Below are 25,907 nucleotides of genomic sequence, written 5' to 3'. Positions count from 1 at the left end.
CTTCTGTCTTAGCGTTTTATGGACTACTCCATTACTGCGCTGCGCTCATGGAAATCAATATGCTTATAGTACATATCTTTGACAAGCAAATTCGGCCCGCAGCATGCGGCTGCCGGACAATGACAATCAACGCTGCGCGCAAGGGAGTGGTCCAGCCATTTGTCAAACAAATCATCAAGCTTCGACGAACCGATGTTGCCGAAAGCCGGTACATCCGAAAAGTCCGTTACGAACACGTCACCTGTGAACAAATTAACATTAAGCCTGTTGCGGCCGTCCGGATCGTTTCGTACCGTTACATTCGGCTCATTCGCCAGCCTTCTGAGAAGTTTCCGTTCGTTCGCGTTATCGCTGCATTGATAGAACGGCAGTGTACCGAACAGCATCCAGATCGATTTATCTCTCGTATCAAGCAATTGTTCAATTGCCCGCAGCATTTGCCCGCGCGAGAGCACCGGCAAATCTTTTGCGAAGGCGCTCGGATACATCGGATGCACCTCATGACGTTTACAGCCCATTTCAACGATCAGCTTATGTATCTCGTCGATTTTGTTATAGGTTCTGAAATTAATCATAGATTCAGCGGAAACGAGTACGCCTGTCTCGCTCAAGCGGCGCGTATTATCAATCATCCGTTCATAAAGCTTCGCGGCCGCTTCTAGCGAAACATGATGGCCTGCTTTAGCAAAACCGATTTGGTGGAAATCTTCGGCCGATGTATAGTTAAAGGAAATATGCATGACATCTAAGTACGGAGCCAATTGCTCATATCTGCTGTAAGGGAGAGTTACGTTTGAATTGATCTGTGAACGAATCCCGCGGCTGCGCGCATATTGAAGCAGCGGCACCATATAATCGCGTACCGTTCGATCGGAGAAGGAAGGCTCTCCGCCTGTAATGCTGATCGTTTCGAGATGCTCCACTTCCTCCAGTCGGGACAGCATCTCCTTTAGGGGCAGCTTGGAAGGCTCAGATATTACGAGTGTATCTCCAACGGCACAATGCTCGCAACGCATGTTACAAAGGTTAGAAACCGTCATTTCTACACTGGTTAAACGGTGTCGGCCATGCCGCTGTAGCGAGCGGATGGGATCCCAAGGATCATTTGTTGGCGATAGGGCAGAAAGCGGACTATAAGATGGTTGCAAATCTATCATATTCATTTATTCAGCACCTGACTTAATTATCTTGTTATGATCGTTCTCTTTTTATTGTAATGTCCGTTTGGGCTGGAAGCAAATAAAACAGTGAAAAAAAGCGAAAAAGGAGCCTCAAAGGCTCCTAGGCAATCTGACCTATTAAATACCCGACGCTTGCTGTACTTTAGCATAGCTGTCATTTACGCCGACAATCATCACGGTCAGGTGCTTCGACAAATCAATTTCAAAAGGCATTGCTATCTCTTCGCCCGCTTCATTATACAGTATGCGGATAATCGGTCTATGCGGATAAGCATGATTGAGGTCGACAACGATTCCCGACTCTCCCGTTTGAAGCCTAACCGTAATACCGATCGGGTAAATGGCAACCTTATCGCGGAAAACCTGAACCATTCGTTGCTCATACAGCGTTCCCGTTCCAGCATACAATCGCTCTATGGCATGATGCGGCAGCATCGGCGCGCTGTAAACGCGGTTCGTCGTCATAGCGTCATAGGAATCGACAAGTCCGATCCATTTCGCGTAATCATGAATTTCATTGCCTCTAATTCCGCGCGGATAGCCGCTTCCATCGATCCGCTCATGATGCTGAAAAGCGCAATGTGCAACCAGCAGCGGTAAATTCGGTTCATCCTTCAGCAGCTCATAGCCGATTCTGGCATGCTGCTTCATCGCTTCGTATTCTTCGGTCGTGAGCGAGCCAGGCTTCCTAAGGACATCAATCGAAATTTGCGTCTTACCGATGTCATGCAGCAGCGCCCCCATCCCAAGCGTCGTCAGCTCATCGCGTGAATATCCGTTCGACATGCCAAGCAGCGTTGAATAGACGCAAACGTTAAGTGAATGCTGGTACAAATAATGATCGACGGAGCCCATATTCATCAGCATAATCATCGCATCGTGATGACCGGATAAATCGTCAATAATCATATTCATCATTTGTTTGAAAGGCTGAGCGATATAGGGATAAGTAACGCCCTTCTTGCGCTTTGGACGATCCATCATTTCGCGGAAGCTGGTGCGTATTTCTTTGAGTGCAACCCGCATCGTATCCTCACTGATTAAGGTTGGCAGAACAATATCGTCCGTTCTCGGATCGGCTATATACACATATTGAATCCCGCACTGTTCAAGGCGGGAAATAAGACGTACTGTCAGCTCAATATTTTCGCCGAGGAGGGCAAGTCCTTCCTGAGAAAATATTTTTTTGGCGAGCTTCATACCCGGTCTACACTCCGCAATTGGCAGCAAACGCATTTTCTCGATCCTTCCCTTACATGGTATCTTAACTATTACATCGGAAAAAGCCGTTCGTAATGTTAATGTACGGGAAAATCGACAAAATTTCAACCATTTTATGCTATTTATTCGACATCTCGTGTCGATTGTTGACATATTTTATTAATGCGATTGATCTTGCCAGCGAAGCTGACGACAGTCGTTGAGTGCCGACGAGCTTAGAAGCTGAGCGGCAATGACGTCCCGAATAAATTCCGGCAAATAGAAATACAATTGTTCCGCATTAGCCAGCGTTTCATAGCCTGCTTTGAAGCTGAACATATCGATTGTTCCAATCGTGTATAATCGCTCATCCGCCAGCGGGTCTCCATTCACGGAAACTGAAACAAGCTTATGCATAGCAGGACGCGAGGAATCATATTCAATGGTCATGCCATCTACCGCAAGCGTACCCAGCACTTCGCCGCGAAAGCCGAAGCCTTTGATCGGCTTATTTATAAATTCGGGCAGCAGCGACTGTTCAAGCGCTGCACGAAGATGTGTGCCGGCAATAATCATCCGGCACGGGTTGATCGGCGACGGACAGAGGGCGTGTAATTCGCCCGCTGTCACGTCTCCTTGCGCCAAGCCGCCAAGCAGCTGCCCCGCGTTAACGATGCCGATCTCGGCATCGGTCCAGCGGCGAAGGCCGGCGGCCAGAAGATTGCCGAGCGGCGATTCCCGCTCGGTTCTAACGGGCAGCGGCGCTTCAAGCCGGGCAATAACCCGGCTCAGGCGCTGCATGCCCGCTTGGCGAAAGCCGCCGATGATGGCGGCGGCTTCGGGATGCTCCGCTAATGCGGCCGTCGGCACGCATGCCGCACGGAACACCGGGCGGGAAGAAATCGGATCGATTCCGATTTCAACCCGCCCGATGTACTCGCCGAATTTCCCGGCTGCGCAAATCGTTGTGCCGCCGATAATAACCGGCTCCTCCAACAAATGATGGGTGTGCGCTCCGAGGATAAGGTCGACACCCTCCACCCGCTGCGCCATCATTCGATCCGACGAGAGCCCGAGATGCGACATAACTACAATAACGTCGGCACGGCCCTGCAGCAGCCCGACCTGCTCGCGCACGGCTTCGAACGGATCCGTTACGTTCCAGCCAAGCAAGGAATAAAAATCGGTAAATGCCGCGGTTACGCCAATAATGCCAAGACGCAGTCCATTTTTGTCGATGACCGTGCTCGGAACCAGCCATTCTGGCCGTTCGCCGGTTGCGGAATCCCGCATATTCGCGCACACTACCGCGAACGTCGCCCGATTGACATACGCGTCAGCAAGCGTCTTTGACGAATAGGTTAACCCTTCATTGTTGCCAAGCGTGACAGCTTCATAGCCTGCATCATTCAGCAGCTCAACGTTAACGATTCCGTCGCTGCCCTCGGTTTCCACCCGCATACGATCCATATGGTCGCCGCAATCGACCGCCAACACACGATCGCTGCCGAAAGTCCGCCGCTCCTCAGCGATGAAGCTTGCTATTTTGGCGGCATGCTCAAGTCGGCTGTGAATATCGTTACTATGAAGGAGCACTACTTGGGTACGTATGCTGTCAGTCAAATTTATGCACGCCTCCTCCTTGCTCCATTTCAGCGTTACAAAACAATCTACTTTTTCATACGCAAATCATCAGCAGTAAATGTATGTTTAAAGCCGTACGATGCCTCTTCCGGTTCACTTGCAGCATTATACCCTATCTTCAGCTTAACGATGCTTTTCACATTCAAGCACTTGCTGCTTCCGTTCGGGACATATAGACGTATAGGACCGGTTTTCGTCAGCGGCTCTCCCTCACATGAGATCAATACAGCCGCTTGATCAAGCTGCTCCCATGGAATCGTTGCTTCAAACGTATCTGCTGCCTCCACCATCAGGTACGACGGGGACAGAGCTGCCTCCTTCGTACCATTATGCTTCAGCCAAGCGGAATACCAGCTTTGCCAATCAATCGCCTCTCCTGCTGCTTCAGGCACTCTGTCAGCGATCGGGAAGCTCGCTCCCGCCAGCTCAGCCATCTCAGCCGCGCTCGTCACCGATAATCCGAGTTCAAAATGATCAATCGTTAATTCACGCATCCGTTTTCGTTAGCCTCCTATTTGTGACATTCGCCGTTCCGTCGGCACGTGTGACAACGCGCCATCGGCAAGCTTTGCCGCCATTTCATGATTTTCAGGCTTAATATCCATTGCCCTAAACAGCAATTGCTTCATTGCATCCGGATTGCCAAAAGCATCCTTCACGTTTAATTCGTCAACCCAATAAAGACACGGTTTAATCGAACCGTCTGCCGTTAAGCGCAGCCGGTTGCAGTTACTGCAGAAATGATCGCTGATCGGATGGATCAGCCCGAACGATCCGCGCCCGCCCTCCATTTGCCAATCGTCCGAAGGACCATTGCCGTGAACGTTAGGCCCGCGATTTATATCATAGCCTTCCTTCTCTGCTACCTCCAACACGCGGGATAGCGGCAGATAATGCTTTTTCCAATTTTCATCGGCATGACCGATCGGCATGTATTCAATAAATCTGACATGCAAGGGCTGCTCATAAGCAAGCTTTAGAAAAGACGCGATCTCATCTTCATTTACTTCCTTCAGAAGCACGCAATTCAGCTTTATCGGATCAAATCCAACGGCAGCAGCCGCTTCGATCCCTTCCATCACTCTTTTTAGGTCACCGCTCCGCGCAATAAAGCGAAACCGGGCCGGATCTAACGTGTCCAAGCTAATATTAACGCGGTTCAAACCAGCCGCCCGAAGCGCTTCAGCCTGCTTGGCTAGAAAAACGCCATTTGTCGTTAACGCTATATCCCGAATGCCGGGGATGGCTGATAATCGTTTAATTAATCCGTCCAAGCCTGGACGGATTAGCGGTTCGCCGCCCGTAATGCGCAGCTTCGATATGCCTAGCTCCGCTCCGGCTTCAACTACCTCAACAATTTGATCGTATGATAACAAATTTTCTGACTCGGTAAACTCCATGCCTTCTTCAGGCATGCAGTATAAACATCGCAAATTACATCGATCTGTTACTGAAATACGCAAATAATCGTGCACGCGCCCGAAACGGTCCGTCAAGGTCGGCATGAGTCACACTCCCTTTTCTATGTACATATCAGCATAACATTTTTTTTGAAATTATGATATTCTATTAACATCTTTAAGCCATGACGATGAGAGGTTTTATGCCATGACATATAATTGGAATATTAAACTGTTCGCCGGACTGCCTGAAAGACTAGGCCTTTCGGAAATTCACTTGCAAACCGAATCGGAGCAGCTAACCGTCGAACAATTGAAGGAAGCTGTCGCTGCCATTTATCCGGAACATGCCGGGCTGATTCAAATATCGTTTGTCGCACGCAACCATGCGTATGCCGCAGAGGATTCGGTTCTTCGCGCAACGGATGAGCTGGCCCTTCTGCCGCCGGTTTCCGGCGGCGAAGAAACACAAGAGCTCCCCTCCAATGATCAGCTTGAACGCTATGTGATTACAAACGATACCATTAACTCGGATGATGTGCTTGCGAAAGTAATCGTCCCGGAGCATGGCGCTGCCATTGCTTTTGTCGGGACAACAAGAGAATGGACGCACGGCAAGCGTACAGTGCGATTGGAGTATGAGGCTTACGCTCCGATGGCCATTGCTACAATGCAGCAAATAGGCGATGAAATAGCCGATCGTTGGTCAGGTGCCCTATGTGCGATAAGTCATCGCATCGGCGTTGTCGGGCTCGCCGAAACAAGCGTCGTTATTGCCGTGTCCTCGCCTCACCGGGAAAGCTGTTATGAAGCGAGCCGTTACGCAATAGAAAGACTTAAACAAATCGTGCCGATTTGGAAGAAAGAGATATGGGAGGACGGCTCGGAATGGAAGGGACATCAGCTGGGACCCTGGAACCCGACAGCGCCGTTAACCGATTTTTAAACCTATCCTTATGAAGTAAGTTTTTCTTTGTAAGCTTTGAAGGAGACTCTGTAGATGAACAAACAATACTCGCAAGCAACTGAATCCACTTCCTCTGTGCCTGCCGGATCCGCACGTTATGCAAGACAAATGCGCTTTGCGCCTATTGGCACGGGCGGTCAGCAAGCGCTTGGCAGCAGCCGTGCAGCTGTCGTTGGCATGGGCGCTCTCGGGTCCGTAATTGCCCAGCATCTCGTCCGATCCGGCGTAGGTTATGTGCGCATAATCGATCGTGACATTATTGAATGGAGCAATCTGCAAAGACAGATGCTTTATACCGAGCAGGATGTCGTTTCTCTGCTTCCTAAGGCGGAAGCGGCAGCCGTCCATTTGCGGGCAATGAATAGTTCAGTCACCGTAGAGGCTGTAGTTGCCGACTTGACAGCCGCCAATGCTGAAGAACTGCTTGCAGACGTACATCTCATTATTGACGGAAGTGACAACTTCTCCGTCAGATACTTAATGAACGACTACAGCGTTAAGCATGGCATACCTTGGATTTATGGCGGTGCAGTCGGCGCATCAGGGATGACGATGACCATCGTCCCTGATGAAACGCCTTGTTATCGCTGCTTATTTAATGAGCCACCAGTTCCAGGCACAACAGATACATGCGAAACAGCGGGCGTTATATCGCCTATCGTTGATATAATCGGTTCCGTTCAAGCTGCCGAAGCCATCAAGCTTCTTTCCGGCAACCGGCAGGCGCTGCATCGAACCTTATTCCAAGTTGACCTATGGAACCATTCCTGGCTTCCTGTCTCGATAGCCAAAGCAAAGCGCAGCGATTGTCCATCATGCGGGAGAAATCATTATGACTTTTTAGATGAGATGATGTCAGAACCGGCCGCTGCTTCATTGTGTGGCCGCAATTCCGTACAAATTACGCCTAATCAGCCGGTATCCCTGCATTTGGATGAGCTCGCTGTAAGATTACAGCCTGTGGGAGCCATTACCTTAAATCGTTACTTGCTTCGGATTGAGCTTGAGGATGACTTGACCTTTGTCCTATTCAGCGATGGACGGGCTATCGTTCAAGGGACCGATCAATTGACAAAAGCAAGGTCTATTTATTCCGAAATATTAGGAAATTAGTCATATTTTTAAAACCCTCTTATTGCCATTCCGACAATTCATTGCTACTATTGTACCTATAACATTACTACAATCAATTGAGGTGTCTTGATGAGGGTTCATGTCACAGATTTGATAAATGGGGATCAGTTGAGCCGCGATACGTTTAACAACTTCGGGCTTCATGTTCTCTCCAAGGGTACTACTTTATGCAACCAAGAAATATCAAGACTGTTTCAGCATCAAATTGATTATGTCGATATAGAAGAAAGAATGACCGAGCAGCTTGTACGCACGATCGAGTCCACCATCAATCCGAAGTGGCTTCCTACCGTACAGCCTATTTACGAAAACGCTGTCAGAAGCTTCGAGGGCTTATTTTCGAAAGCTCTTGATCAAGGTCTAATCGATGATGATGAAGTAAATGCGGTACTTCAGCCGCTTTTAAATAATATTCAGTTAGAACGCGATGTCGTATCCATGCTGCTTCTGCTTAATACCAAAGACGATTATACGTATCAGCATTCGGCACAGGTTGGGATGCTTTCGTATTATTTGGCCACCTGGGTCGGTTATTCCAATGAGGAAGCCCTCCAAATTAGCAAAGCCGGATTTCTCCATGATATCGGCAAGTGCCGCATTCCGGATGATATATTAAATAAACCGGGCAAATTAACGGATGCTGAGTTTGAAGAAATAAAAAAACATACCACTTACGGCCACGAAATTATTTCCAACTCATTTGAGGAAGCATACTTAGCTATTGGCGCACTTCAGCATCATGAACGAAATGACGGCAGCGGATATCCTCATGGACTAACAAACGATGCCATTCACCCCGTAGCCAAAATCATTGCCGTAGTCGATATATACAGCGCAATGATTTCAGAGCGCGTCTATCGGCAGAAGCGTGACTTGCTATTCGTACTTAAAGAGCTTTTCCAATTAAGCTTCAGCAAGCTGGATCCATTTACTACCCATACATTTATTAAACATATGATGCCTAATTTCATCGGTAAGCGCGTTGAGCTCGAATCCGGAGAGATTGGCATTATCGTCATGACTCATCCTATTGAGTTTTTCCATCCCCTTATTCAAATCAATAACCGTTTCATCGATTTGACAATCGAGCGCGAGTATGAAATCAAGCATGTATATTTATAAATAACCAAAAAGCCCCGTATGCAGACGAGTAAACTCGCTGTTAACGGGGCTTTACTTATTAATGGATTAGCCGATGGAGCCTTCCATTTCGAACTTGATCAAACGGTTCATTTCTACCGCATATTCCATTGGAAGCTCTTTTGTAAACGGCTCGATGAAGCCCATAACGATCATTTGCGTAGCTTCTGCTTCGCTAAGACCGCGGCTCATCAGATAGAACAATTGGTCTTCTGAAACTTTCGATACTGTCGCTTCGTGCTCAAGCGTAATGTTATCGTTCAAAATCTCGTTGTAAGGAATCGTATCCGAAGTCGATTCATTATCGAGGATGAGCGTATCACATTTGATGTTCGCTTTCGCACCGTCAGAGTTGCGTCCGAACGAAGCTAGACCGCGGTACGTTACTTTACCGCCATGCTTACTGATTGACTTCGAAATAATCGTTGAGCTTGTATCTGGAGCCAGGTGAGTCATTTTCGCCCCTGCATCCTGATGCTGGCCTTTACCAGCAACTGCGATCGACAATACCATGCCTTTCGCGCCGCGGCCACGCAAAACGACTGCCGGGTACTTCATTGTCAGCTTAGAGCCGATATTTCCGTCTACCCATTCCATCGTTGCATTCTCATCCGCAACCGCACGTTTCGTAACAAGGTTGTAAATGTTCGGCGCCCAGTTTTGGATCGTCGTATAACGAACGCGCGCATTCTTTTTGCAAAGAATCTCTACAACTGCGCTGTGAAGCGAGTTCGTGCTGTATACCGGAGCCGTACAGCCTTCAACATAATGGACAGTGCTGTCTTCATCGGCAATGATGAGCGTACGCTCGAATTGACCCATGTTTTCGGAGTTGATCCGGAAGTAGGCTTGAAGCGGAATATCACACTTTACGCCTTTCGGTACGTAAATAAAGCTGCCGCCCGACCAAACTGCGCTGTTCAAAGCCGCGAATTTGTTATCGTTTGGAGGAATGATCGTTCCGAAATATTCTCTCAGCAGCTCTGGGTGCTCACGCAGCGCCGTATCGGTATCTGTAAAGATAACGCCTTGCTTCTCCAGGTCCTCTTGCATGCTGTGGTAAACGACCTCGGACTCGTATTGTGCCGATACGCCGGCAAGAAACTTTTGCTCAGCTTCTGGAATACCGAGTTTGTCGAACGTTTCCTTGATTTCCGAAGGAACCTCTTCCCACGTTTTACCTTGCTTCTCGGAAGGCTTAACATAGTATTGGATGTCGTTAAAATCAAGATCATCCATGTTGCCGCCCCAAAGCGGCATTGGCATTTTGTTGAATTGCTCTAGCGACTTCAAGCGGAATTCAAGCATCCATTCCGGCTCGTTTTTCATTTCTGAAATGGTCCGGACGATTTCTGGCGTTAAGCCTTTTCCCGATTGGAAAATCGATTTGTGCTCGTCACGGAAACCGTATTTATACTCTTCCATTTCCGGCATTGATTTTGCCATTTTTTTCAGCTCCTCTATGCGTATTTAATGTTATTCGTGCTGATGCTCGATTCCTTTGCGCAATGCGTTCCACGCTAGCGTCGCGCATTTGATCCGCGCTGGAAACTTATTAACGCCCGAAAGTGCCTCTATATCCTCTAATTCCTCGAACTCGACAGGTTCGCCCTTCATCAGGGCTGAAAATTTGTCAGCCATCGTTAGCGCCTCGTCGAACGATTTCCCTTTGACAGCTTCCGTCATCATCGACGCCGAGCTCATGCTGATTGAGCAGCCTTCACCGCTGAACTTCGCATCCGTTACTTTGCCGTCAACGACTTGAAGCTGCAGCGAAATGCGATCGCCGCATGTCGGATTGTTGAGATTGATCGTCACCGATTCCTCATTCAACGTTCCGCGGTTACGAGGATTTTTGTAATGATCCATAATGACTCTGCGGTATAAATCATCCAATTGCATGACCGAAGAACTCCTTTGTCTGTAGTAATGCATCGACTAGCCGGTCTATGTCATCTTCGGAATTGTATAAATAGAAGCTCGCTCTAGCCGTTGACGATACGTTCAGCCATCGCATAAGCGGCTGGCAGCAATGGTGGCCTGCCCGTACGGCGACGCCTTTGGAATCCAGCACTGTCGCTACGTCATGGGGATGAACGTCATCCAAATTAAAGGTGACCAGTCCAACGCGATTTTGCTTCGGTCCGTATACCGTTATGCCTTCCATCGATGACAGCTTTTCATAAGCATATGACGTTAAGCGACGCTCGTGCTTATCGATTTCATCCAGCCCGACTTCTTTCAAGAAATCGATAGCCGCACCTAGACCAACCGCACCTGCGATAATCGGCGTGCCGCCCTCGAAGCGGTAAGGGATTTCTTTCCAAGTCGACTCGTACAGATCAACGAAATCAATCATTTCACCGCCGTACTCGATCGGTTCCATCTTGTTCAGCAGCGCCTTTTTGCCATATAAAGCCCCGATTCCGGTTGGTCCGCACATTTTATGTCCTGAAAACGCGAAGAAATCAACATCGAGATCCTTCAAATCGATCTTGATATGCGGCGCGCTTTGAGCTCCGTCCACGACCATTACCGCACCGTTGCGGTGAGCAATTTGCGTTATTTCCTTAATTGGATTAACAACGCCAAGTACGTTGGACAAATGAGTTACGGAAACGACTTTCGTCTGCGGAGTAATTGTTTTCTCGACATCCTCAATCGAAATTGAGCCGTCCGGCTGCAGCGGGATATACTTGAGCGTTGCGCCCGTTGCCTTCGCCGCTTGCTGCCACGGAATCAAATTACTATGGTGCTCCATCGGCGTTATGACGATTTCGTCGCCTTCCCCGCACTCGGACCGCGCATAGCTAGAGGCGACCAAATTCAAAGCAGTTGTTGTGCCCCGCGTGAAAATGATTTGTTCCGTCGCTCCAGCGTTCAGAAACTTCGCTACCTTCTCGCGCGCTCCCTCATAGGCGTCAGTCGCTCTAGAACCAAGCGTATGCACGCCGCGATGAACGTTCGCGTTATTCAGCTCATAGTATCGGTTAACCGCATCAATGACGGAACGCGGCTTCTGAGAAGACGCCGCGCTGTCCAGATAAACGAGCGGATGCCCGTTTATTTCTTGATGCAATATCGGGAACTGTTCCCGAATCGCATTTATATTCATCCCTCTAGCTTCCTTTCGAGCAAACGCTGAAGCTGCCCGCGAACCGCTTCGACCGGAATTTCCGATACGACCGGAGCCAAAAAGCCGTAAATAATTAAACGTTCAGCGTCCTGCTTAGATATACCGCGAGACATCAGGTAATATACCTGCTCCGGGTTAACTTGCCCTACGCTTGCCGCATGACCGGCAGTTACATCATCTTCATCTATAAGCAAAATCGGATTGGCATCGCCGCGCGCTTTAGGGCTCAACATGAGCACCTTTTCGGTTTGTACGCCGTTCGCTTTCGTCGCGCCATGCTCGATTTTTGTAATGCCGTTAATAATCGCAGATGCGGAATCTTTCATAACTGCGCGGGTAACCATGTTGCTGTCGGAGTTTTTGCCGAAGTGAACGGCTTGCGTCGTCAAGCTATTTTGCTGCGCGTTCTTGCCTACGCTAATTACTTTCGCGTCTGATGTTGAGCCTTGACCTTTAAGGATCGACTTTGTATCAGACAATGTGTTGCCATCATTCAAATCCCCGATAATCCATTCCATTTGACCGTCGTTTTCTATAATGGCCCTGCGAATCGTCATATCGACACCCGTCTCGCCCATAGAATGTATAGAACCGAAACGAACGTGCGCGCCCGGTTTCACGAATACTTCCACGATGGAAGGGTGAACGAACGGAGCAGCTGCCGTTCCAGGCTCGGACACAACACAGTCTACGTAAGTCACACGGCTGTGACTGTCAGCAACGATTAGAATGTGCGGCGCAAACGTCGATTCTGAATTATCATTGTACAAAATCGCTTGCAAAGGAAGCTCAACTTCTACATTCTTTGGAACGTAAACGAAAACTCCGCCGTTCCATAATGCTGCATTTAGTGCCGTCAGCTTGTCTTCGTCTTTCGCTATTGCTTGGAACAAATACTTTTGAACGAGCTCGCCATGCTCCTTGCATGCCGTCTCCAAATCCGTAAAAATAACGCCTTTGTTGGCAAGCCCGGTTGAAAGCTGCTTCCAAACGGAGCCTGAATTTCGTTGTACCAGTAAATTTTCCGTTCCTTCCGAGACCAATTCGCGAACGATTTCCGGCAGCTCGCTAATGGCTTTGACCGCCGTCGGCTGCTCGTAGCTTCCTACAGCCGTTAAGTTCCAACGCTCAATGCGCACCTTTTCAGGCTTTGGCCAACCAATTGTTCCGGCAAGCTCAGCCGCTTCGCCGCGCAATTCAACAAGCCAATTCGGCTCGCCCTTGCTGCGGGCCAATGCTTCTGCAGATTGACGGTCGGTCGGAGTCGATAGTTGTGTACTCATCCGTTATGCCCCCTTCTCCGCTTAAGCCTGGCCGACCGTTTCATCTACGATGCCAAGTTCTTCTTTAACCCAATCATAACCTTCGTTTTCCAGACGCTCAGCCAGCTCGGGACCGCCCGATTTAACGATGCGACCTTGCATCATAACGTGAACGTAATCTGGTTTAATATAGTTAAGCAAACGCTGATAGTGAGTAATGATCAAGAATCCGCGTTCCTCCGAACGCATTGCGTTAACGCCGTTCGAGACGATGCGCAGCGCGTCGATGTCAAGACCCGAATCGATTTCATCGAGCACAACAATCTTAGGATCGAGCAGCATCATTTGCAAAATTTCGTTACGTTTCTTTTCACCGCCGGAGAAGCCTTCGTTCAAATAACGGTGCGCAAATTCAGGATTCATTTCAAGTTCCTTCATTTTGCCTTCCATTTGACGGATAAACTTAATTAGGGAAATTTCATTACCTTCTTCACGGCGAGCGTTTAAAGCACTGCGCAAGAAGTCGGAGTTTGTAACGCCCGGAATTTCACTTGGGTACTGCATGGCAAGGAACAAGCCTGCGCGGGCGCGCTCGTCAACTTCCATTTCGAGCAGGTCTTCACCGTTCAACTGGGCTGAACCTTCTGTTACTTCATATTTTGGATGTCCCATCAAAGCGGATGCCAGCGTACTTTTACCGGTACCGTTAGGGCCCATGATCGCGTGAATTTCTCCACCTTTGATTTCTAAGTTAATGCCTTTCAAAATTTCTTTCCCGTCGATAGCCGCCTTTAGGCCATCGATAACAAAATGCGTTGCCATAGTATGCTGATCCCTCCAAGGTTGGTATAATTCGACCAGTCACTCGGCAGTGGACAAGCTTGTCTATAGCCGAGTGATTCTCATTGATTCTCAATAATTATTTTAATATAGTTTTTGTTATAAATCAATGCGGGAAATACCCGTTAAAGCAGATACCCCTACTTTGCATTCATTTATTTTAAGCTAACGCCCGTTTAATTTGCTCAACTTGAGCTTGAAATACTTCTTCATTTAGTACAGGGATCAGGCTGGGAACAGCCATTACATCTTCCAGTCTTACCCAAGATTTGCATCCATTATAAGCAGGGCGCATTGGAATTTCTAATGGCTCCTCTAGACGGTAAACCCGGAGAATCAATATATGCAGCGGTTTTGTTTTCTTCCAGCGCAGTCTCTCCTCCGCAAACGTATCTGTCCAAATATGAAAATCGCGGAGCCGGTCCAGCGTTTCCTGATCGGTTACTTCGATATCTTCTGCGACCTCTGCATACGATTCCACCTTCATCGTCTCCATATCCGCCGACCATCCTTCGAGCGTTTTGTCGAGTTCGTCAGCGTAGCCTTCTTTTAACAGCTGTTTTTTCTGATGCTCATAGGCAGGCATTAAATAAAAGGAATGGCTGATTAGCTGAAAATCACGGGTTTCCTCAATAATTCCGCCTTTGCGCATTACAATAATTTGCTTACCCTCGGCAAGAGCCTGTACGCTTACGGCCCACTCTTTTAGCGCAACTGGCTGCCGTTCATCAAGTACTGTCATTATGCTTCCTCCATCCATCATGTCTCTAATGTGATACTATTATATCAAATGAGGGTATTCCAAGGCGAAAAAATATACATTATACTATGTTGAGATGAATACTGGGCATTAAAGCCCGATTACTTAAAAACCGGAGGTGGACAGCCATGTCTGCATATCATCCTTTAACCGAACAAGAAGCAATTCAAATAGCTGGCTCGCTTGAGGGGTTCTTCCCCGCAGGAGCAGCGCTGCAATGCCGTGAAATCGGCGATGGCAACTTAAACCTGGTATTCCACATTACGGATTCAATAAGCGGCAAGAGTCTTATTATGAAGCAAGCTCTACCCTATGCGAAGGTTGTAGGAGAGTCTTGGCCGCTTACCCTCGACCGGGCACGCATTGAGAGCGAGAAGCTTCTTTTGGAAGGTAAACTGGCGCCAGGACTTGTTCCGGTCGTTTATAAATATGATGCCGAGCTGGCGCTAACCGTTATGGAAGACCTTAGTGACCATATCATCATGCGCCAAGGCTTGATCGCAGGTACCCGTTACCCGAAATTCGCCGACGATATTTCGACCTTTATAGCCCGTACCTTATTTTTCACTTCCGATCTAGGAATGAATCAGCAGGACAAAAAAATGCAAGTCAAGGCTTTTATTAATCCCGAATTGTGTAAAATAACAGAAGATCTTATCTTTGACGACCCTTACACGAACTCGCCAAACAACAGCTTTGACCCGGCTATCCAAGATGCTGCTGAAGCGCTTTGGCAGGATAACGGGCTTCACTTTGAGGTTGCCCTTTTGCGGGAGAAATTTTTGACAAACGCGCAAGCGCTCCTTCACGGCGATCTTCACACGGGCAGTGTATTTGTAACGCCTGCTTCAACAAAGGTGATTGATCCTGAGTTTGCTTATTATGGTCCTATCGGCTTTGATATCGGTGCCGTAATTGCTAACCTGCTCCTTAACTTTGCCGGTCAGGAGCATTGGACGGCCGATGCAGACCAGCGCGGCGACTTCCGCCGTTACCTGACTGACACGGTTCGTGATGTATGGAATTTGTTCGATAAGAAGTTTCGCGCGCTATGGGACGAGCATGGCTTAGACCGTATTGCATCTGAAACCCCTGGCTACAAAGATTACTACATGAATCGTTTGCTGCAGGATGCCGTCGGCTTTGCCGGCTGCAAAATCGTACGCCGCATCGTCGGCTTATCTCACGTTATTGACATCGACCGTATTCCGGATGCCGCTGTTCGCGAGAAGGCACAGCGTCTCGCATTAACGATCGGAACGTCTCTCATACTCAATAACCGTAAGACGCAATCCATCGAGGAAGTCATCGAATTAGCAAATTCAGCTGCAAGCAAATGATTCAAAGAGAGGATATGACATTATGACTTCAAATTATGCGGGCTTGCAATCGGTCATTTGGTCCGGGGATAAGCTTGATCTGTTAGACCAGCGGCTGCTTCCGGAGGAAATTATATATTTGCCTTTAACAACTTCAGAAGATGTATGGGAAGCCATTCGGCATCTAAAAGTTCGCGGGGCACCGGCAATCGGTATTTCCGCTGCCTATGGCGTTGTTCTTGGAAGCCGTGACGAACAGACATTGGAAGATTGGTTGGGGCAGGTTAACAAACAAGCGGAATACCTGGCCACCTCCAGGCCGACTGCTGTCAATTTATTTTGGGCACTCGATCGAATGAAAGCTGCGGCCGCCTCATTTGTTCAAAAAGGCTTGGCTCTAGAAGCATGTAAAGCTGCTTTGTTGACCGAAGCAATCGCCATTCAGAGCGAGGATGAGGAAACCAACCGATTGATCGGTGAACACGCACTTTCCTTGTTCAAAGATGATATGGGCGTACTAACGCACTGCAATGCCGGCGGGCTGGCTACTGCCAAATATGGAACCGCGCTCGCACCATTCTATCTAGCCTTGGAGCGAGGCATTACGCTGCGCGTATTCGCTGATGAGACACGACCAGTCCTGCAGGGCGCCCGCTTAACCGCCTTTGAATTGCAGCAAGCAGGCGTCGATGTAACGCTTATTTGCGATAATATGGCAGGTATGGTGATGTCAAAAGGCTGGATTGATGCTGTAATCGTCGGTACCGACCGCGTCGCCGCAAACGGCGATGTAGCTAATAAAATCGGCACATATAGTGTAGCTGTGCTGGCTAAAGCGCACGGTATTCCATTCTACGTCGCTTGTCCGTTATCGACTATCGATTTGAATACACCTACAGGCGCGGAAATTCCGATTGAGGAACGCAATGCGGAAGAGATTACGGAAGGCTTCGGCAAGCGTACGGCTCCGCAAGGGATCAAAGTATATAACCCGGCCTTTGACGTAACGCCTAATGAATATGTAACGGCCATCATCACCGAAAAAGGAATCGTGCAAGCTCCTTATGATGTTAATCTGCGCAAGCTGTTTGATTAATCAAGCGTAAACGGCTGTCGCCGTCCCTGGCGGCAAAAGCTCGTTTCGCGGTGAAATATAAGCATCGTTTAAGGTTCAAATTTATACTTTCTTATATTTTGAACAATTAAACCAGTTTAAAGAAACAGCCCTAATCAGCAGCGCATTGTTTCAATGCCGCATAGCTGATTAGGGCTTTTTATAGGGTTTGTCATTATACGCTCAAAATTACACTTCTTGATGAAACAGCATTAAACGAAGCGCTTCCGAGCCCTTCATGCCTACAACGACGCCAAGCCTCTCTGCTGTAGTCGTTACAGATTCAAGCGGCGCTTCCATCAGCTCCTCCAATGTTCGTACACCAACCGCACGACCGGCTATTATTTCCCGATCCTTAAGCCGTTCGTTAAGGAGAGAAACATCTAGCGCACCGCACATAATATATCCTTTGTCCGTCATTATCGCAAGCAATGTAGTTTTGGGCAGCTTCACTTCAACGCCAAGAACGGTTTCCCCATTCTCTAGTGTTAAAGGAACCATTCGCATCATATAGGATCCACCCCCTTCATCCGCTTAATAAGAGGCAATACACCGCAACATCATTATATGCAGGATTAGATTTTCAGGGCCCTGATAAATGCGTATTTATAGTACTACATGGACTGCTGAATTGATGGTATAATAATATATTATGTCGTTCGGAGGTTATATGAAAAAACAACCCTCATTACCTGATCAGTCTTCCTTTATCTACAATGTCGAGGTGCTTGTTGAAGATAAACACAATGCCGCTGCTCTGGAACAGCTGCTTCACGCGCTGAACAGCTGCGGCTTTCTTGATTACCGCATTCTTTCCGGCATACAGCTTGGCGGGCAAATTGATGAGCGGAAAGCAAACGCGGCTTCAATCAAGAATGTTCCCATTCAACTGAAGCAGACAGCAGCCGAAACCGGAAAACAATCTTCCGTATCACCTGCAAAAGCAGCTGCTGCCGCTTCCGAATCATTAAGCGGGTTTGAGAAAATAAAAGCTATTATGATAAGCAATACATTAATTCGTCTTATTGTGAACAAAGGACTTGGAATCAAACTCAGCATCCCTTGCAGAATAATTAATTTGGATGAGACTGAAAACCTTATTACGGTTTACCATGTCGACGAAAAACAAGTATATACGTTCAGGTTGACTGAAATTGAAGATTTTTCGTAAAAAATACCCGTTCAGATGACTGTTAAAGCAGCCAATGAACGGGTATTTTATATATGACTGGGACTTAGCAGCTGCTCAATGTTATCGCTTGAAACTGGCGGGCTCCAGTAATAGCCTTGCATTTCATCGCAATTGTGCTTGCGCAAAAATTCCATTTGTCCCTCTGTCTCTACGCCTTCAGCAATAACCTGAATGTTCAGGTTGTGCGCCATTGCAATGATCGCTGCAACGATTTCTGCATCGCTCGGATCCTGCTGAATATCGCGCACGAAGGAACGGTCAATTTTTAAACGATCGATAGGGAAGTTTTTTAAATAATGGAATGAGCTGTATCCGGTTCCGAAGTCATCGACACTTATGCCTACACCTAATTCCGTTAATGCTAATATGCAGCGGGATACGTGGCCCACGTCCATCGTCATCGATTCGGTTATTTCAAGATCAAGATATTTAGCATCCAGACCCGTTTTGTCGAGCACGGCAGAAACTTTGGTTGCCAAGTCGTTTTGCACGAATTGCCTGATCGACAGATTGACGGATACCGGTATTGGCGGAAGTCCCGCATCCTGCCATGCTTTATTTTGACGGCATGCTTCTTCCAGCACCCAATCGCCAATCTGGACGATCATTCCGCTCTCTTCCGCCAGAGGGATAAAGCTTCCTGGAAAAATGATGCCCTTAAGCGGATGGTTCCATCTGACAAGCGCTTCAACTCCAACCATTCTGCATGAGTCTAAATCGTATTGCGGCTGATAATGCAGAATAAATTCGCTGCGCTGAATCGCGCGGTACATTTCATGCTGAAGAGTAAGCCGCTCTAATGATGAGTTGCTCCAGCTCTCTGAATAGAGCAGACAGTCATTTTTGCCGCTTTCCTTCACTTTGACCAGAGCCATATCTGCTTTCTTAATAAGCGTATAGCTGTCGTCATCTTCGATACGGTTCGTAACCGAACCGATGCTTGCTGTAATATGTAAGGGAAACCCTTTTAATTCGTAGGGCTCTTCAATCGATTTCAACAGCTGTCGGGACAGCTCAAGCAAATGCTTCTCTGACTGCAGGTTACAAAACAATAAGGCGAATTCATCGCCCTCCATGCGTGCAGCAAAATCGTTCTCGGAAAGATCCCTGTTCAATCTCTCAGCAACTTGCATGAGAAGCATATCGCCGAATTCCCGTCCGAACGATGCATTGACGAGCTTAAACCGATCCAGATCTAAATAACAAATGCCGACTACCCGGTCTTCCTCTTTGGATCTGGCAAGCGTCTCTGTCAGCTTCATCTGAAACAAAGTCCGATTCGGCAATCCGGTCATGTCGTCATAATAAGCCATGTAACGGATTCGCTCAACGTTTCGCTTCCGGTCGCTCAGATCTTGACTGATCATTACAGTTCCGATAACTTCATCCTCTTGAATCATCGGGGCGCATATGACTTGAAGCTCCAGCGGAAAGCCTGAACGATGCGTAATGTTTATGTTAGTCTGCTTAGCTTCTCCCAGCAATGCCTGCTCAAGAGTCTCTTGCAGCAGCTGGCGGCTGCCCGGCTCGGCTAAGCGCCCAATCGGCTCTCCGAGAAGCTCCGAACGTTGGTACCCGAGCGTGCGGCTGGAGGCTTCATTCATCTCCATCACAATGCCGCTGCGATCTAATACAGCAAGCGGAACAGCTTCGGAACGAAGTAAGGTTTCCACTATTGCTGTGTGATAATTATGGAAGCTTAACGATTGATGCCGTTTTAAATAAACGATGATTGCTGTAACGAATAACGAAGCGGCAATGGCCGCAGTGGTCCATTTGTACATCGGATTAGAAATCAATAGAAATGAAATAACGATCCAAACCGACGCGAGTGCGGCTAATAGCGCACTAATTATCGACGGCCCGTTGAACGGCTGCTTTAGAAGCTGCCGCTTTCGTCTTTCAGGCAAACCATCCATCCGTTTCGTCACGCACCAACGTCCTTCCTCTTTTTCGAGTCAAGTGAGTGTTAGCTTCATTATAAACGATGTACTTGTTCGGGTATAGAAATATTTACTAAAGTTTATTGATTTTTTGTTAGATAACAACGAATTATGTCGAGACTGCTTACAGCATCCATTCTTAGCTTAAATTGTACTTTTTTTAAAAGCTGCCAAGATAACGCATGTCCAGCCCGCGAGAATAGCAACGCCTCCAAAGGGAGTAATGATGCCAAGCTCGCTCACACTGCTTAATGCAATTCCGTATAAGCTGCCGCTGAATAATACAGTTCCCGCCAAAATAAGACGGCCGCCATTCTGTACGAGTTTTGTGACGTCCGTATGTTTAGTAAACAGCGATATGAGCATTAGTCCAAGAGCACTATACATGTGATATCGGACGCCCGTTTCGAATACTTGCAGATAATGCTCAGAGATTGAATTTTCCAGACCGTGTGCACCGAATGCGCCAAGCGCGATAGCTAGAGCAGCATTTATGGCACCAATTGCAAAATATTTTGGAAACATGTGGTTTTCAATCCTTTCAAGTTTGTGTATAATTTTACCGTAATTAGTAAAGGAGACGATTTTAATGGAAAACGAAAACGACCGCAATGACTCACCCGAACTACAAAGACAGCATAATACTGAGAATAATAATGAGGAGCATAATCGTACCGCATTTGCGCCCTACCCTCCTGAATCAAGCATTTCAAGCATACCGCCGGGCGAACTAGGGCCTAAGAAGCAATCAGGACTGGGCATCGCATCATTCATAATCGCATTAGTATCTGTAGTACTGATAATTGTTTCAATTGCAATAGCAGCTTCATTCGCTGCAGATTTTGCTAATAATGAACTGCTGTTAAATGATCCTGCAGCCATTGAATCGATGGATGAGGAAGCGCTGGTACCAATCGTGTTAGCCGGCCTTTCAATTCTTGCTTCTATAGGCGCTGCCGTGATTGGGCTCATTCTCGGCATTATTAGCGCCTTCTCAAAGACACGGCGCAAAGTTTTTGGCGTTATCGGCATTATTTTGAATGGGCTTATCGTAATTGGTGCCGTTGGTCTGGTTGTCGTGGGCTTGGCTATAGGTGCATCGGCTGTTGCTTAAGCGCATAATGTTATACCATAATCTTACAATAAAGTTGTGCCTGTTCTTCAAAAAAGTCTGCTTACGCTCAATTGAACGCATAAAGCAGACTTTTTCTTATGAACTCCTGCCTACTTTACCGTAATCGATGTGTGGCTGAATCCTTCTTTCGTCTTGCTTACTTCAAGACAAGCAGGAAAAGCATCCTTGAGCTCCTGTACATGAGAGATAACACCAATCATTCTGCCTGCCCGCTGCAAATCGACCAGAGCAGTTATCGCCTTCTGCAACGACTCCTCGTCCAGTGAACCGAACCCTTCATCAATAAACATCATCTCGATCGTGACACCGCCTTGATGCGATTGGATAACGTCCGTCATTCCAAGCGCCAGACATAGGGATGCGTTAAATTTCTCACCGCCGGATAACGTCTTCACATCACGGTTTTGTCCGGTATAGGCATCATAAACGTCAAGACCCAGACCGCTTTGCTTGCCGCGATTTTCTAAACGTTCGCTTCGCTGCAGCATAAACTGCCCATTAGAAAGATCCCGGAGCCGGACGTTTGCCGCATATAGGATATGCTCCAAAAACTCAATAAGGATATACCTTTCAAATGAAATTTTCATCGCGTTATCGCCCTTAAGCATTTGGAAAAGATCCATCACTTCCTCCAGCTTGGACTCAAGCGACTTCACACGTTCATAGGCTCGTCCGATAGAAGCAGACAACCGCCCGGCTTCTTGAGCGGTTCGCTGTGCTGCCTGAGCGTCGGCAATCAATTGCTCAAGCTGCTGCTTCAAAGCGTTAAGCTGGTCTTGCAGCGCGGTGATGTCCATCCGCTGCTTTCCTTCAAGCTCTGCTCTTAGCTCAGCAAGCTGCTGCTGCAACAAAGCAACCGCTGATCGGTACGCTTCGATTTCTTTCCGCAGCTCTTCTCTAGCCGAATCACTCAGCGCTGCTTCGCGGTATTTCTGCAAGTCTGCAAAACCAGCCTTCATCAGCTCATCCATTAGCCTATGCTCAGCGGTCAACCGGTTGCTCTCCGCCTCCTCAAGCTGCTTTTTCGCCTGATCTTCGTAGGCTTTCTGTTCCGCCAGTTTCGTCGTCATTCGCTGTAGCTGCTCCTGGGCAGCCTTCCAGGAAGAGGCAAGGCGTTCAAACTTCGCCTGCTGCTCGCTTAACTTGGCCGCCATCCGTTCTGGAGAACGCAATGGTTCCGGAATTCGATCGAGCTCCATCTGCAGCACCGATTGCTGAGCTGTCCGCTCTAACATTCGCTCCTGCAGCTCCTGCTGCAACTGTTCCTTCGCTGTCAACTGCTGCTCAAGCAAAAGGTCCTGCTGCTCAGATTGCTGCTTGAGTACAGGAAGCTGCTGCGCTTTAAGCTGAAGCCTGTCGGTCTCATCCTTCAGCGCACGCCATTGCTGACGAAGCTGCACCTGCTGTTCCTCCAGCTTTGCAGCCTCCAAGCCATACTCGGCCAGATCTCTCGTTCCCTCCTCCCGCGTCGCTTGCGCAGCTGCTGCTTGGGCCCTCGCCTCGAGCAGTTCACGCTCGACCTTACCAAGCTGCTCCTTTACCTGCTGCAGCCGCTCCCTGGATGGGACTTCCGCGGACGTGTCCGCCTTCGATGGATGAATCTCGCTGCCGCACACCGGGCAAGGTTTTCCGTCATGCAAATGAACGGCAAGCAAAGTCGCTTGACCCTCGATCCACGAAGCCTCCAACCGGTCGTGCTCTGCCTTAACCTTCGCAAATGCCTGCCCGAATTCCGTTTCAAGCTGCGTAATCCGTGCGATTTCTTTTTCTACATCAATTAATCGCTTCAGCTGCTTTCCCTGCTGCTCGATCTGCCGCAACGTGTCCAGCTTATCGGTCAAATGAGCTGTTTCCGATTCAGCTTCTTTGATTTGTATATTTGCGGCTTGCTTCGCGTCGCGAAGCTGAGTGAGCGCTGCTTCGGCTGACGCCAGCTTAGCGGCACAGCTCTTCTCCTCCTGCAGAAGCCTTTCAATCGCTTGCTGCTGACTGGCGAGCGTCTTTACGACAGGCGCAAGCTCTGTTAGCTTATTCAGCTCCCGCTCACTTTCGCGCCTTTCTTCCTCCCGCTGCTCCTCGCCGCGATACCGTTCAACTGCCGACCCGTAATCCCGCTCAGCCGCTGCCAGCTCGTTCAGCCGCACCTCTAGCTGACTCCTTTTGGCGGTTGCATCAGCGGCCGTTCGTTCAGCCTGTTCCTTATACGGAGCAAGATGCGCAGCCCTCTCCGCAAGCGTCAACCGCTGCTCCCGCTGCGAATATTCACTCTTCTGGGCATCAAGCTGCTCCTGCTGCGCTCGCTTCCTGTCATACTCCTCGTACTTGCTGTTCAGAGCAATGGCTGCCCGAAGCTTCACTTCCTGTTCTTCCAGCAGAACAGAAAGCTTGCCTTTCCGTTCCTCAGCCTGCGAATTCAGCTCTGAATAGTATTCAATCTCCAGCTGTAATGCTTCCGTTACTTGTGCTGCACTGTAGACCTCTTGCTTAAAGGTGCGGTAGAGCTCACTGCCCTCTCGCTCCGGCAGCGCCTCATGCGCTTGCTTCATATAGGCAGCCGCATTCGTCCGCGCTTCCTTCAGCTGATCCTGCATGTCGCGATTTTTTTGCTGAAAACGGCTCTCCAGCTTCTCGTACAGCTCCGTACGAAAAATGCGCCGCAATATTTCTTCCTTATTGTCTGTGTCAGAGGTAAGCAGCTTGCGGAATTCACCCTGCGGCAGCATAACGATTTGACTAAACTGCTCCTTCGTAAGCCCAATAATCGCTTCGAGCTTCGCATTTACATCGGATACAATGAACCGATCTACTGCGGGAACGGGTTCCCCGCTTGTCGTTTCGTACAGCTCGGCCTTTCCGCCGGTCTCGCTTTTGTTCCCGCCCTTGCGATGCGCCATTTGCCTCAATACAAGATAGCTTCTGCGTCCCACCGCAAACTCAAACTCCACTGCGGTATGCGTTTCTTCATTAGCGAACTGGCTTCGCAGCATACGCGGGTCAGAACGGTCCTCACCGCTCGCCGTTCCATAAAAAGCAAAGCAGATCGCGTCAAAAATCGATGTTTTCCCTGCTCCCGTATTACCCGAAATGACAAATAAACGACGATGCTCGAGCAATCCAAAATCAATCGTCTCCATGTCGCGATACGGTCCGAAAGCGGTCATCGTTAGCTTAAGCGGTCTCATACGGCACCTCCTTCCTCGCGCAGCAGCTCCGCATATGTATCAGCAAATAGCTTTTTCTTCGTTTCCGTGAGCGGTGATCCTTTGACCTCCTGGTAAAATGCGGCAAACAGCTCAACTGGATCTGCTTCACGCCTCCCCGCTCCACCGGGTGCTCCAGCAGCTCCATCATCAGCACCTAAGTTGCCGGCTGGCGTCGTCCGGCGTTCCACATGAAGCGCATTCGGATAAACAGCACGCACCTTTTCCATCGGGAAAAGCACCGGATTTTCATTAAGCAGCGTTACAAAAACATAGTCGTCGTTCACCGGATGCGTCTCCAGCTCTTCAATCGAGGCGGCAACCCGCCGCATGTTGCGGAGCGGCGTCAGCTCGCGCTTCTCTACTTGAACCGCTCCTGCTTCATCAAGCTCAACTACGAAATAACCCTTTACGTGGTTTTCCTCTGAAATAGAATATTTAAGCGGCGAACCGGCATATCTTACCGTATTGTTCCGGACAAAGTGCGCCTGGTGAAGATGACCGAGCGCCGTATAGTGAAACCGTTCGAAATAAGCTGCGCTGACATGCTCAGCGCCGCCCACCGATAACGGACGCTCGGAATCGCTCGTATTATGCTCCGGTTCCCCCGTCGCCGTAACGAAAGCATGGCCGATGAATACATGCCTGGCGGCCTTGTCCATTACCGCGTCCAGCTTCGCCGTAATCGCGCGCATCGCATCGTCATGCGTCCGAATCGACTCATCTCCGAATTGGTGGCGTACTTGCGCCGGGTCAGCATAAGGCACAAGATGAAAATGAACCTCGCCATGCGCATCCCGAAGCACGACTGGCCTAAAGTCCGCCTTTAACTGTCCGGCCAAATAAAGACCGCGGCCTTCCATCATCTTTGTGCCAAAGTTTATTCGGTCCGGACTGTCATGATTGCCTGAAATAGCAAGCACTGGCGTATTCAAATCAATTACGATTCTCTCGAGCAGTTCATCAAGCAGCTCAACCGCCTCTGTCGGCGGCACGGCCCGGTCATAGAGATCGCCGGCAATAATGACAGCGTCCGGCCGTTCCAGTTCTATGGCTTGCAGCAGCTGCTGCAGCACGTAACGCTGGTCTTCAGTCATATATACACCTTGAACCAGCTTTCCTAGATGCCAGTCCGCGGTATGAAATAGCTTCATTCGTAGCTAACATCCTTTCATAGTAAATCGCTATAAATCCCTATCTATCAATCCAATCTATCTACTATATTAACATTCGTCTCTATCTATCGTATAGTGAGACGCAGGCTGCATGCCGAATGCCTTGCTTAACCTCACAATCCGCGATAAAGTTAAGGGCGGATCGATGCTGCCATTAAGCCTTTT

At 48.6% G+C, this 25,907-nt stretch carries 23 protein-coding genes; 7 read left to right on the top strand and 16 right to left on the bottom strand.

Annotated elements, in window-relative coordinates; all coding sequences use genetic code 11:
* Nucleotides 1-23: 23 nt before the first annotated feature.
* From yfkAB to moaA, 5 genes are all read right to left on the bottom strand, one after another.
* Nucleotides 24-1,163 carry a radical SAM/CxCxxxxC motif protein YfkAB gene (gene yfkAB, locus DFP97_RS20050; RefSeq protein WP_114381973.1) on the bottom strand — a complete coding sequence of 380 codons (1,140 nt, stop codon included), beginning with the start codon at nt 1,161-1,163 and terminating at the stop codon, nt 24-26.
* A 135-nt stretch (nt 1,164-1,298) separates the two neighbouring features.
* Nucleotides 1,299-2,417 carry an HD-GYP domain-containing protein gene (locus DFP97_RS20045; RefSeq protein WP_114381972.1) on the bottom strand — a complete coding sequence of 373 codons (1,119 nt, stop codon included), beginning with the start codon at nt 2,415-2,417 and terminating at the stop codon, nt 1,299-1,301.
* A gap of 144 nt (nt 2,418-2,561) precedes the next feature.
* A complete protein-coding gene (locus DFP97_RS20040; RefSeq protein WP_114381971.1) occupies nt 2,562-4,004 on the bottom strand; it encodes a bifunctional metallophosphatase/5'-nucleotidase in 1,443 nt (480 codons plus the stop codon).
* Nucleotides 4,005-4,051: 47 nt separating this feature from the next.
* Nucleotides 4,052-4,519 (bottom strand): hypothetical protein, encoded by a 468-nt coding sequence (locus DFP97_RS20035; RefSeq protein ID WP_114381970.1) that lies wholly within the window; start codon nt 4,517-4,519, stop codon nt 4,052-4,054.
* A gap of 9 nt (nt 4,520-4,528) precedes the next feature.
* On the bottom strand, nt 4,529-5,530 hold the full coding sequence (gene moaA, locus DFP97_RS20030) for a GTP 3',8-cyclase MoaA (RefSeq protein ID WP_114381969.1): 1,002 nt from the start codon (nt 5,528-5,530) through the stop codon (nt 4,529-4,531).
* Nucleotides 5,531-5,633: 103 nt separating this feature from the next.
* Between moaA and DFP97_RS31960 the strand changes: the two genes are divergently transcribed.
* The 3 genes from DFP97_RS31960 (at nt 5,634) to DFP97_RS20015 (ending at nt 8,648) form a co-directional block, all read left to right on the top strand.
* Nucleotides 5,634-6,371 (top strand): molybdenum cofactor biosynthesis protein, encoded by a 738-nt coding sequence (locus DFP97_RS31960; RefSeq protein ID WP_114381968.1) that lies wholly within the window; start codon nt 5,634-5,636, stop codon nt 6,369-6,371.
* 54 nt (nt 6,372-6,425) lie between these two features.
* Complete coding sequence (locus DFP97_RS20020) at nt 6,426-7,505, top strand: ThiF family adenylyltransferase (RefSeq protein WP_114381967.1); 1,080 nt, start codon at nt 6,426-6,428, stop codon at nt 7,503-7,505.
* 90 nt (nt 7,506-7,595) lie between these two features.
* A complete protein-coding gene (locus DFP97_RS20015) occupies nt 7,596-8,648 on the top strand; it encodes an HD-GYP domain-containing protein (RefSeq protein ID WP_114381966.1) in 1,053 nt (350 codons plus the stop codon).
* 66 nt (nt 8,649-8,714) lie between these two features.
* Here DFP97_RS20015 and sufB read toward each other — a convergent pair whose 3' ends face one another.
* The 6 genes from sufB to DFP97_RS19985 form a co-directional block, all read right to left on the bottom strand.
* A complete protein-coding gene (gene sufB, locus DFP97_RS20010; protein WP_114381965.1) occupies nt 8,715-10,112 on the bottom strand; it encodes a Fe-S cluster assembly protein SufB in 1,398 nt (465 codons plus the stop codon).
* A 30-nt stretch (nt 10,113-10,142) separates the two neighbouring features.
* Nucleotides 10,143-10,568: a Fe-S cluster assembly sulfur transfer protein SufU gene (gene sufU / locus DFP97_RS20005; RefSeq protein ID WP_114381964.1), complete on the bottom strand. Its 426-nt coding sequence runs from the start codon at nt 10,566-10,568 to the stop codon at nt 10,143-10,145.
* The gene (locus DFP97_RS20000; RefSeq protein WP_114381963.1) at nt 10,555-11,781 is read right to left on the bottom strand and encodes a cysteine desulfurase; all 1,227 of its coding nucleotides are present in this window, start codon (nt 11,779-11,781) and stop codon (nt 10,555-10,557) included. Before DFP97_RS20000 ends, sufU begins: the two co-directional genes overlap by 14 nt.
* Nucleotides 11,778-13,085 carry a Fe-S cluster assembly protein SufD gene (gene sufD / locus DFP97_RS19995; protein ID WP_114381962.1) on the bottom strand — a complete coding sequence of 436 codons (1,308 nt, stop codon included), beginning with the start codon at nt 13,083-13,085 and terminating at the stop codon, nt 11,778-11,780. The genes DFP97_RS20000 and sufD overlap by 4 nt, the downstream gene beginning before the upstream one ends.
* Nucleotides 13,086-13,106: 21 nt before the next feature.
* Entirely contained in the window at nt 13,107-13,886 is a 780-nt protein-coding gene (gene sufC / locus DFP97_RS19990) for a Fe-S cluster assembly ATPase SufC (protein ID WP_114381961.1), read from the bottom strand.
* A 178-nt stretch (nt 13,887-14,064) separates the two neighbouring features.
* The gene (locus DFP97_RS19985; protein ID WP_114381960.1) at nt 14,065-14,646 is read right to left on the bottom strand and encodes a DUF1802 family protein; all 582 of its coding nucleotides are present in this window, start codon (nt 14,644-14,646) and stop codon (nt 14,065-14,067) included.
* A 146-nt stretch (nt 14,647-14,792) separates the two neighbouring features.
* Here DFP97_RS19985 and mtnK point away from each other — a divergent pair, with 146 nt between their 5' ends.
* Nucleotides 14,793-16,004 carry an S-methyl-5-thioribose kinase gene (gene mtnK / locus DFP97_RS19980; RefSeq protein WP_114381959.1) on the top strand — a complete coding sequence of 404 codons (1,212 nt, stop codon included), beginning with the start codon at nt 14,793-14,795 and terminating at the stop codon, nt 16,002-16,004.
* Between the two features lie 22 nt (nt 16,005-16,026).
* On the top strand, nt 16,027-17,079 hold the full coding sequence (mtnA, locus tag DFP97_RS19975) for an S-methyl-5-thioribose-1-phosphate isomerase (RefSeq protein WP_114381958.1): 1,053 nt from the start codon (nt 16,027-16,029) through the stop codon (nt 17,077-17,079).
* Between the two features lie 207 nt (nt 17,080-17,286).
* On the opposite strand, the gene DFP97_RS19970 is transcribed toward mtnA, so the two are convergent.
* Nucleotides 17,287-17,607 (bottom strand): YunC family protein, encoded by a 321-nt coding sequence (locus DFP97_RS19970; protein ID WP_114381957.1) that lies wholly within the window; start codon nt 17,605-17,607, stop codon nt 17,287-17,289.
* A 160-nt stretch (nt 17,608-17,767) separates the two neighbouring features.
* On the opposite strand from DFP97_RS19970, the gene DFP97_RS19965 reads away from it, so the two are divergent.
* Nucleotides 17,768-18,268, top strand: a complete 501-nt coding sequence (locus DFP97_RS19965; RefSeq protein ID WP_114381956.1) for a hypothetical protein — start codon at nt 17,768-17,770, stop codon at nt 18,266-18,268.
* A gap of 47 nt (nt 18,269-18,315) precedes the next feature.
* Here DFP97_RS19965 and DFP97_RS19960 read toward each other — a convergent pair whose 3' ends face one another.
* Together DFP97_RS19960 and DFP97_RS19955 are read right to left on the bottom strand one after the other, a co-directional pair.
* On the bottom strand, nt 18,316-20,220 hold the full coding sequence (locus DFP97_RS19960) for a putative bifunctional diguanylate cyclase/phosphodiesterase (RefSeq protein ID WP_114381955.1): 1,905 nt from the start codon (nt 20,218-20,220) through the stop codon (nt 18,316-18,318).
* A gap of 156 nt (nt 20,221-20,376) precedes the next feature.
* Nucleotides 20,377-20,757, bottom strand: a complete 381-nt coding sequence (locus DFP97_RS19955; protein WP_114381954.1) for a DUF423 domain-containing protein — start codon at nt 20,755-20,757, stop codon at nt 20,377-20,379.
* Nucleotides 20,758-20,821: 64 nt separating this feature from the next.
* Between DFP97_RS19955 and DFP97_RS19950 the strand changes: the two genes are divergently transcribed.
* Nucleotides 20,822-21,346, top strand: coding sequence for a hypothetical protein (locus DFP97_RS19950; RefSeq protein WP_114381953.1), 525 nt, complete (start codon nt 20,822-20,824; stop codon nt 21,344-21,346).
* Nucleotides 21,347-21,456: 110 nt separating this feature from the next.
* On the opposite strand, the gene DFP97_RS19945 is transcribed toward DFP97_RS19950, so the two are convergent.
* The gene (locus DFP97_RS19945; RefSeq protein WP_114381952.1) at nt 21,457-24,549 is read right to left on the bottom strand and encodes an AAA family ATPase; all 3,093 of its coding nucleotides are present in this window, start codon (nt 24,547-24,549) and stop codon (nt 21,457-21,459) included.
* On the bottom strand, nt 24,546-25,721 hold the full coding sequence (locus tag DFP97_RS19940) for an exonuclease SbcCD subunit D (RefSeq protein ID WP_114381951.1): 1,176 nt from the start codon (nt 25,719-25,721) through the stop codon (nt 24,546-24,548). The genes DFP97_RS19945 and DFP97_RS19940 overlap by 4 nt, the downstream gene beginning before the upstream one ends.
* Between the last annotated feature and the right edge of the window lie 186 nt (nt 25,722-25,907).

It is taken from the genome of Paenibacillus prosopidis (assembly GCF_003337375.1).
Lineage (GTDB): Bacteria > Bacillota > Bacilli > Paenibacillales > Paenibacillaceae > Pristimantibacillus > Pristimantibacillus prosopidis.
The sequence above is the reverse complement of the archived record's forward strand: the minus strand, read 5'-3'. Positions and strand labels throughout refer to the sequence as shown.

Excerpts from the sequence above, each read along its gene's own strand:
- yfkAB (WP_114381973.1), bottom strand. The coding sequence starts at position 1,163 with ATGAATATGATAGATTTGCAACCATCTTATAGTCCGCTTTCTGCCCTA.
- DFP97_RS20045 (WP_114381972.1), bottom strand. The coding sequence starts at position 2,417 with ATGCGTTTGCTGCCAATTGCGGAGTGTAGACCGGGTATGAAGCTCGCC.
- DFP97_RS20035 (WP_114381970.1), bottom strand. The coding sequence starts at position 4,519 with ATGCGTGAATTAACGATTGATCATTTTGAACTCGGATTATCGGTGACG.
- moaA (WP_114381969.1), bottom strand. The coding sequence starts at position 5,530 with ATGCCGACCTTGACGGACCGTTTCGGGCGCGTGCACGATTATTTGCGT.
- DFP97_RS31960 (WP_114381968.1), top strand. The coding sequence starts at position 5,634 with ATGACATATAATTGGAATATTAAACTGTTCGCCGGACTGCCTGAAAGA.
- DFP97_RS20020 (WP_114381967.1), top strand. The coding sequence starts at position 6,426 with ATGAACAAACAATACTCGCAAGCAACTGAATCCACTTCCTCTGTGCCT.
- DFP97_RS20015 (WP_114381966.1), top strand. The coding sequence starts at position 7,596 with ATGAGGGTTCATGTCACAGATTTGATAAATGGGGATCAGTTGAGCCGC.
- sufB (WP_114381965.1), bottom strand. The coding sequence starts at position 10,112 with ATGGCAAAATCAATGCCGGAAATGGAAGAGTATAAATACGGTTTCCGT.
- sufU (WP_114381964.1), bottom strand. The coding sequence starts at position 10,568 with ATGCAATTGGATGATTTATACCGCAGAGTCATTATGGATCATTACAAA.
- DFP97_RS20000 (WP_114381963.1), bottom strand. The coding sequence starts at position 11,781 with ATGAATATAAATGCGATTCGGGAACAGTTCCCGATATTGCATCAAGAA.
- sufD (WP_114381962.1), bottom strand. The coding sequence starts at position 13,085 with ATGAGTACACAACTATCGACTCCGACCGACCGTCAATCTGCAGAAGCA.
- sufC (WP_114381961.1), bottom strand. The coding sequence starts at position 13,886 with ATGGCAACGCATTTTGTTATCGATGGCCTAAAGGCGGCTATCGACGGG.
- DFP97_RS19985 (WP_114381960.1), bottom strand. The coding sequence starts at position 14,646 with ATGACAGTACTTGATGAACGGCAGCCAGTTGCGCTAAAAGAGTGGGCC.
- mtnK (WP_114381959.1), top strand. The coding sequence starts at position 14,793 with ATGTCTGCATATCATCCTTTAACCGAACAAGAAGCAATTCAAATAGCT.
- mtnA (WP_114381958.1), top strand. The coding sequence starts at position 16,027 with ATGACTTCAAATTATGCGGGCTTGCAATCGGTCATTTGGTCCGGGGAT.
- DFP97_RS19970 (WP_114381957.1), bottom strand. The coding sequence starts at position 17,607 with ATGATGCGAATGGTTCCTTTAACACTAGAGAATGGGGAAACCGTTCTT.
- DFP97_RS19965 (WP_114381956.1), top strand. The coding sequence starts at position 17,768 with ATGAAAAAACAACCCTCATTACCTGATCAGTCTTCCTTTATCTACAAT.
- DFP97_RS19955 (WP_114381954.1), bottom strand. The coding sequence starts at position 20,757 with ATGTTTCCAAAATATTTTGCAATTGGTGCCATAAATGCTGCTCTAGCT.
- DFP97_RS19950 (WP_114381953.1), top strand. The coding sequence starts at position 20,822 with ATGGAAAACGAAAACGACCGCAATGACTCACCCGAACTACAAAGACAG.
- DFP97_RS19945 (WP_114381952.1), bottom strand. The coding sequence starts at position 24,549 with ATGAGACCGCTTAAGCTAACGATGACCGCTTTCGGACCGTATCGCGAC.
- DFP97_RS19940 (WP_114381951.1), bottom strand. The coding sequence starts at position 25,721 with ATGAAGCTATTTCATACCGCGGACTGGCATCTAGGAAAGCTGGTTCAA.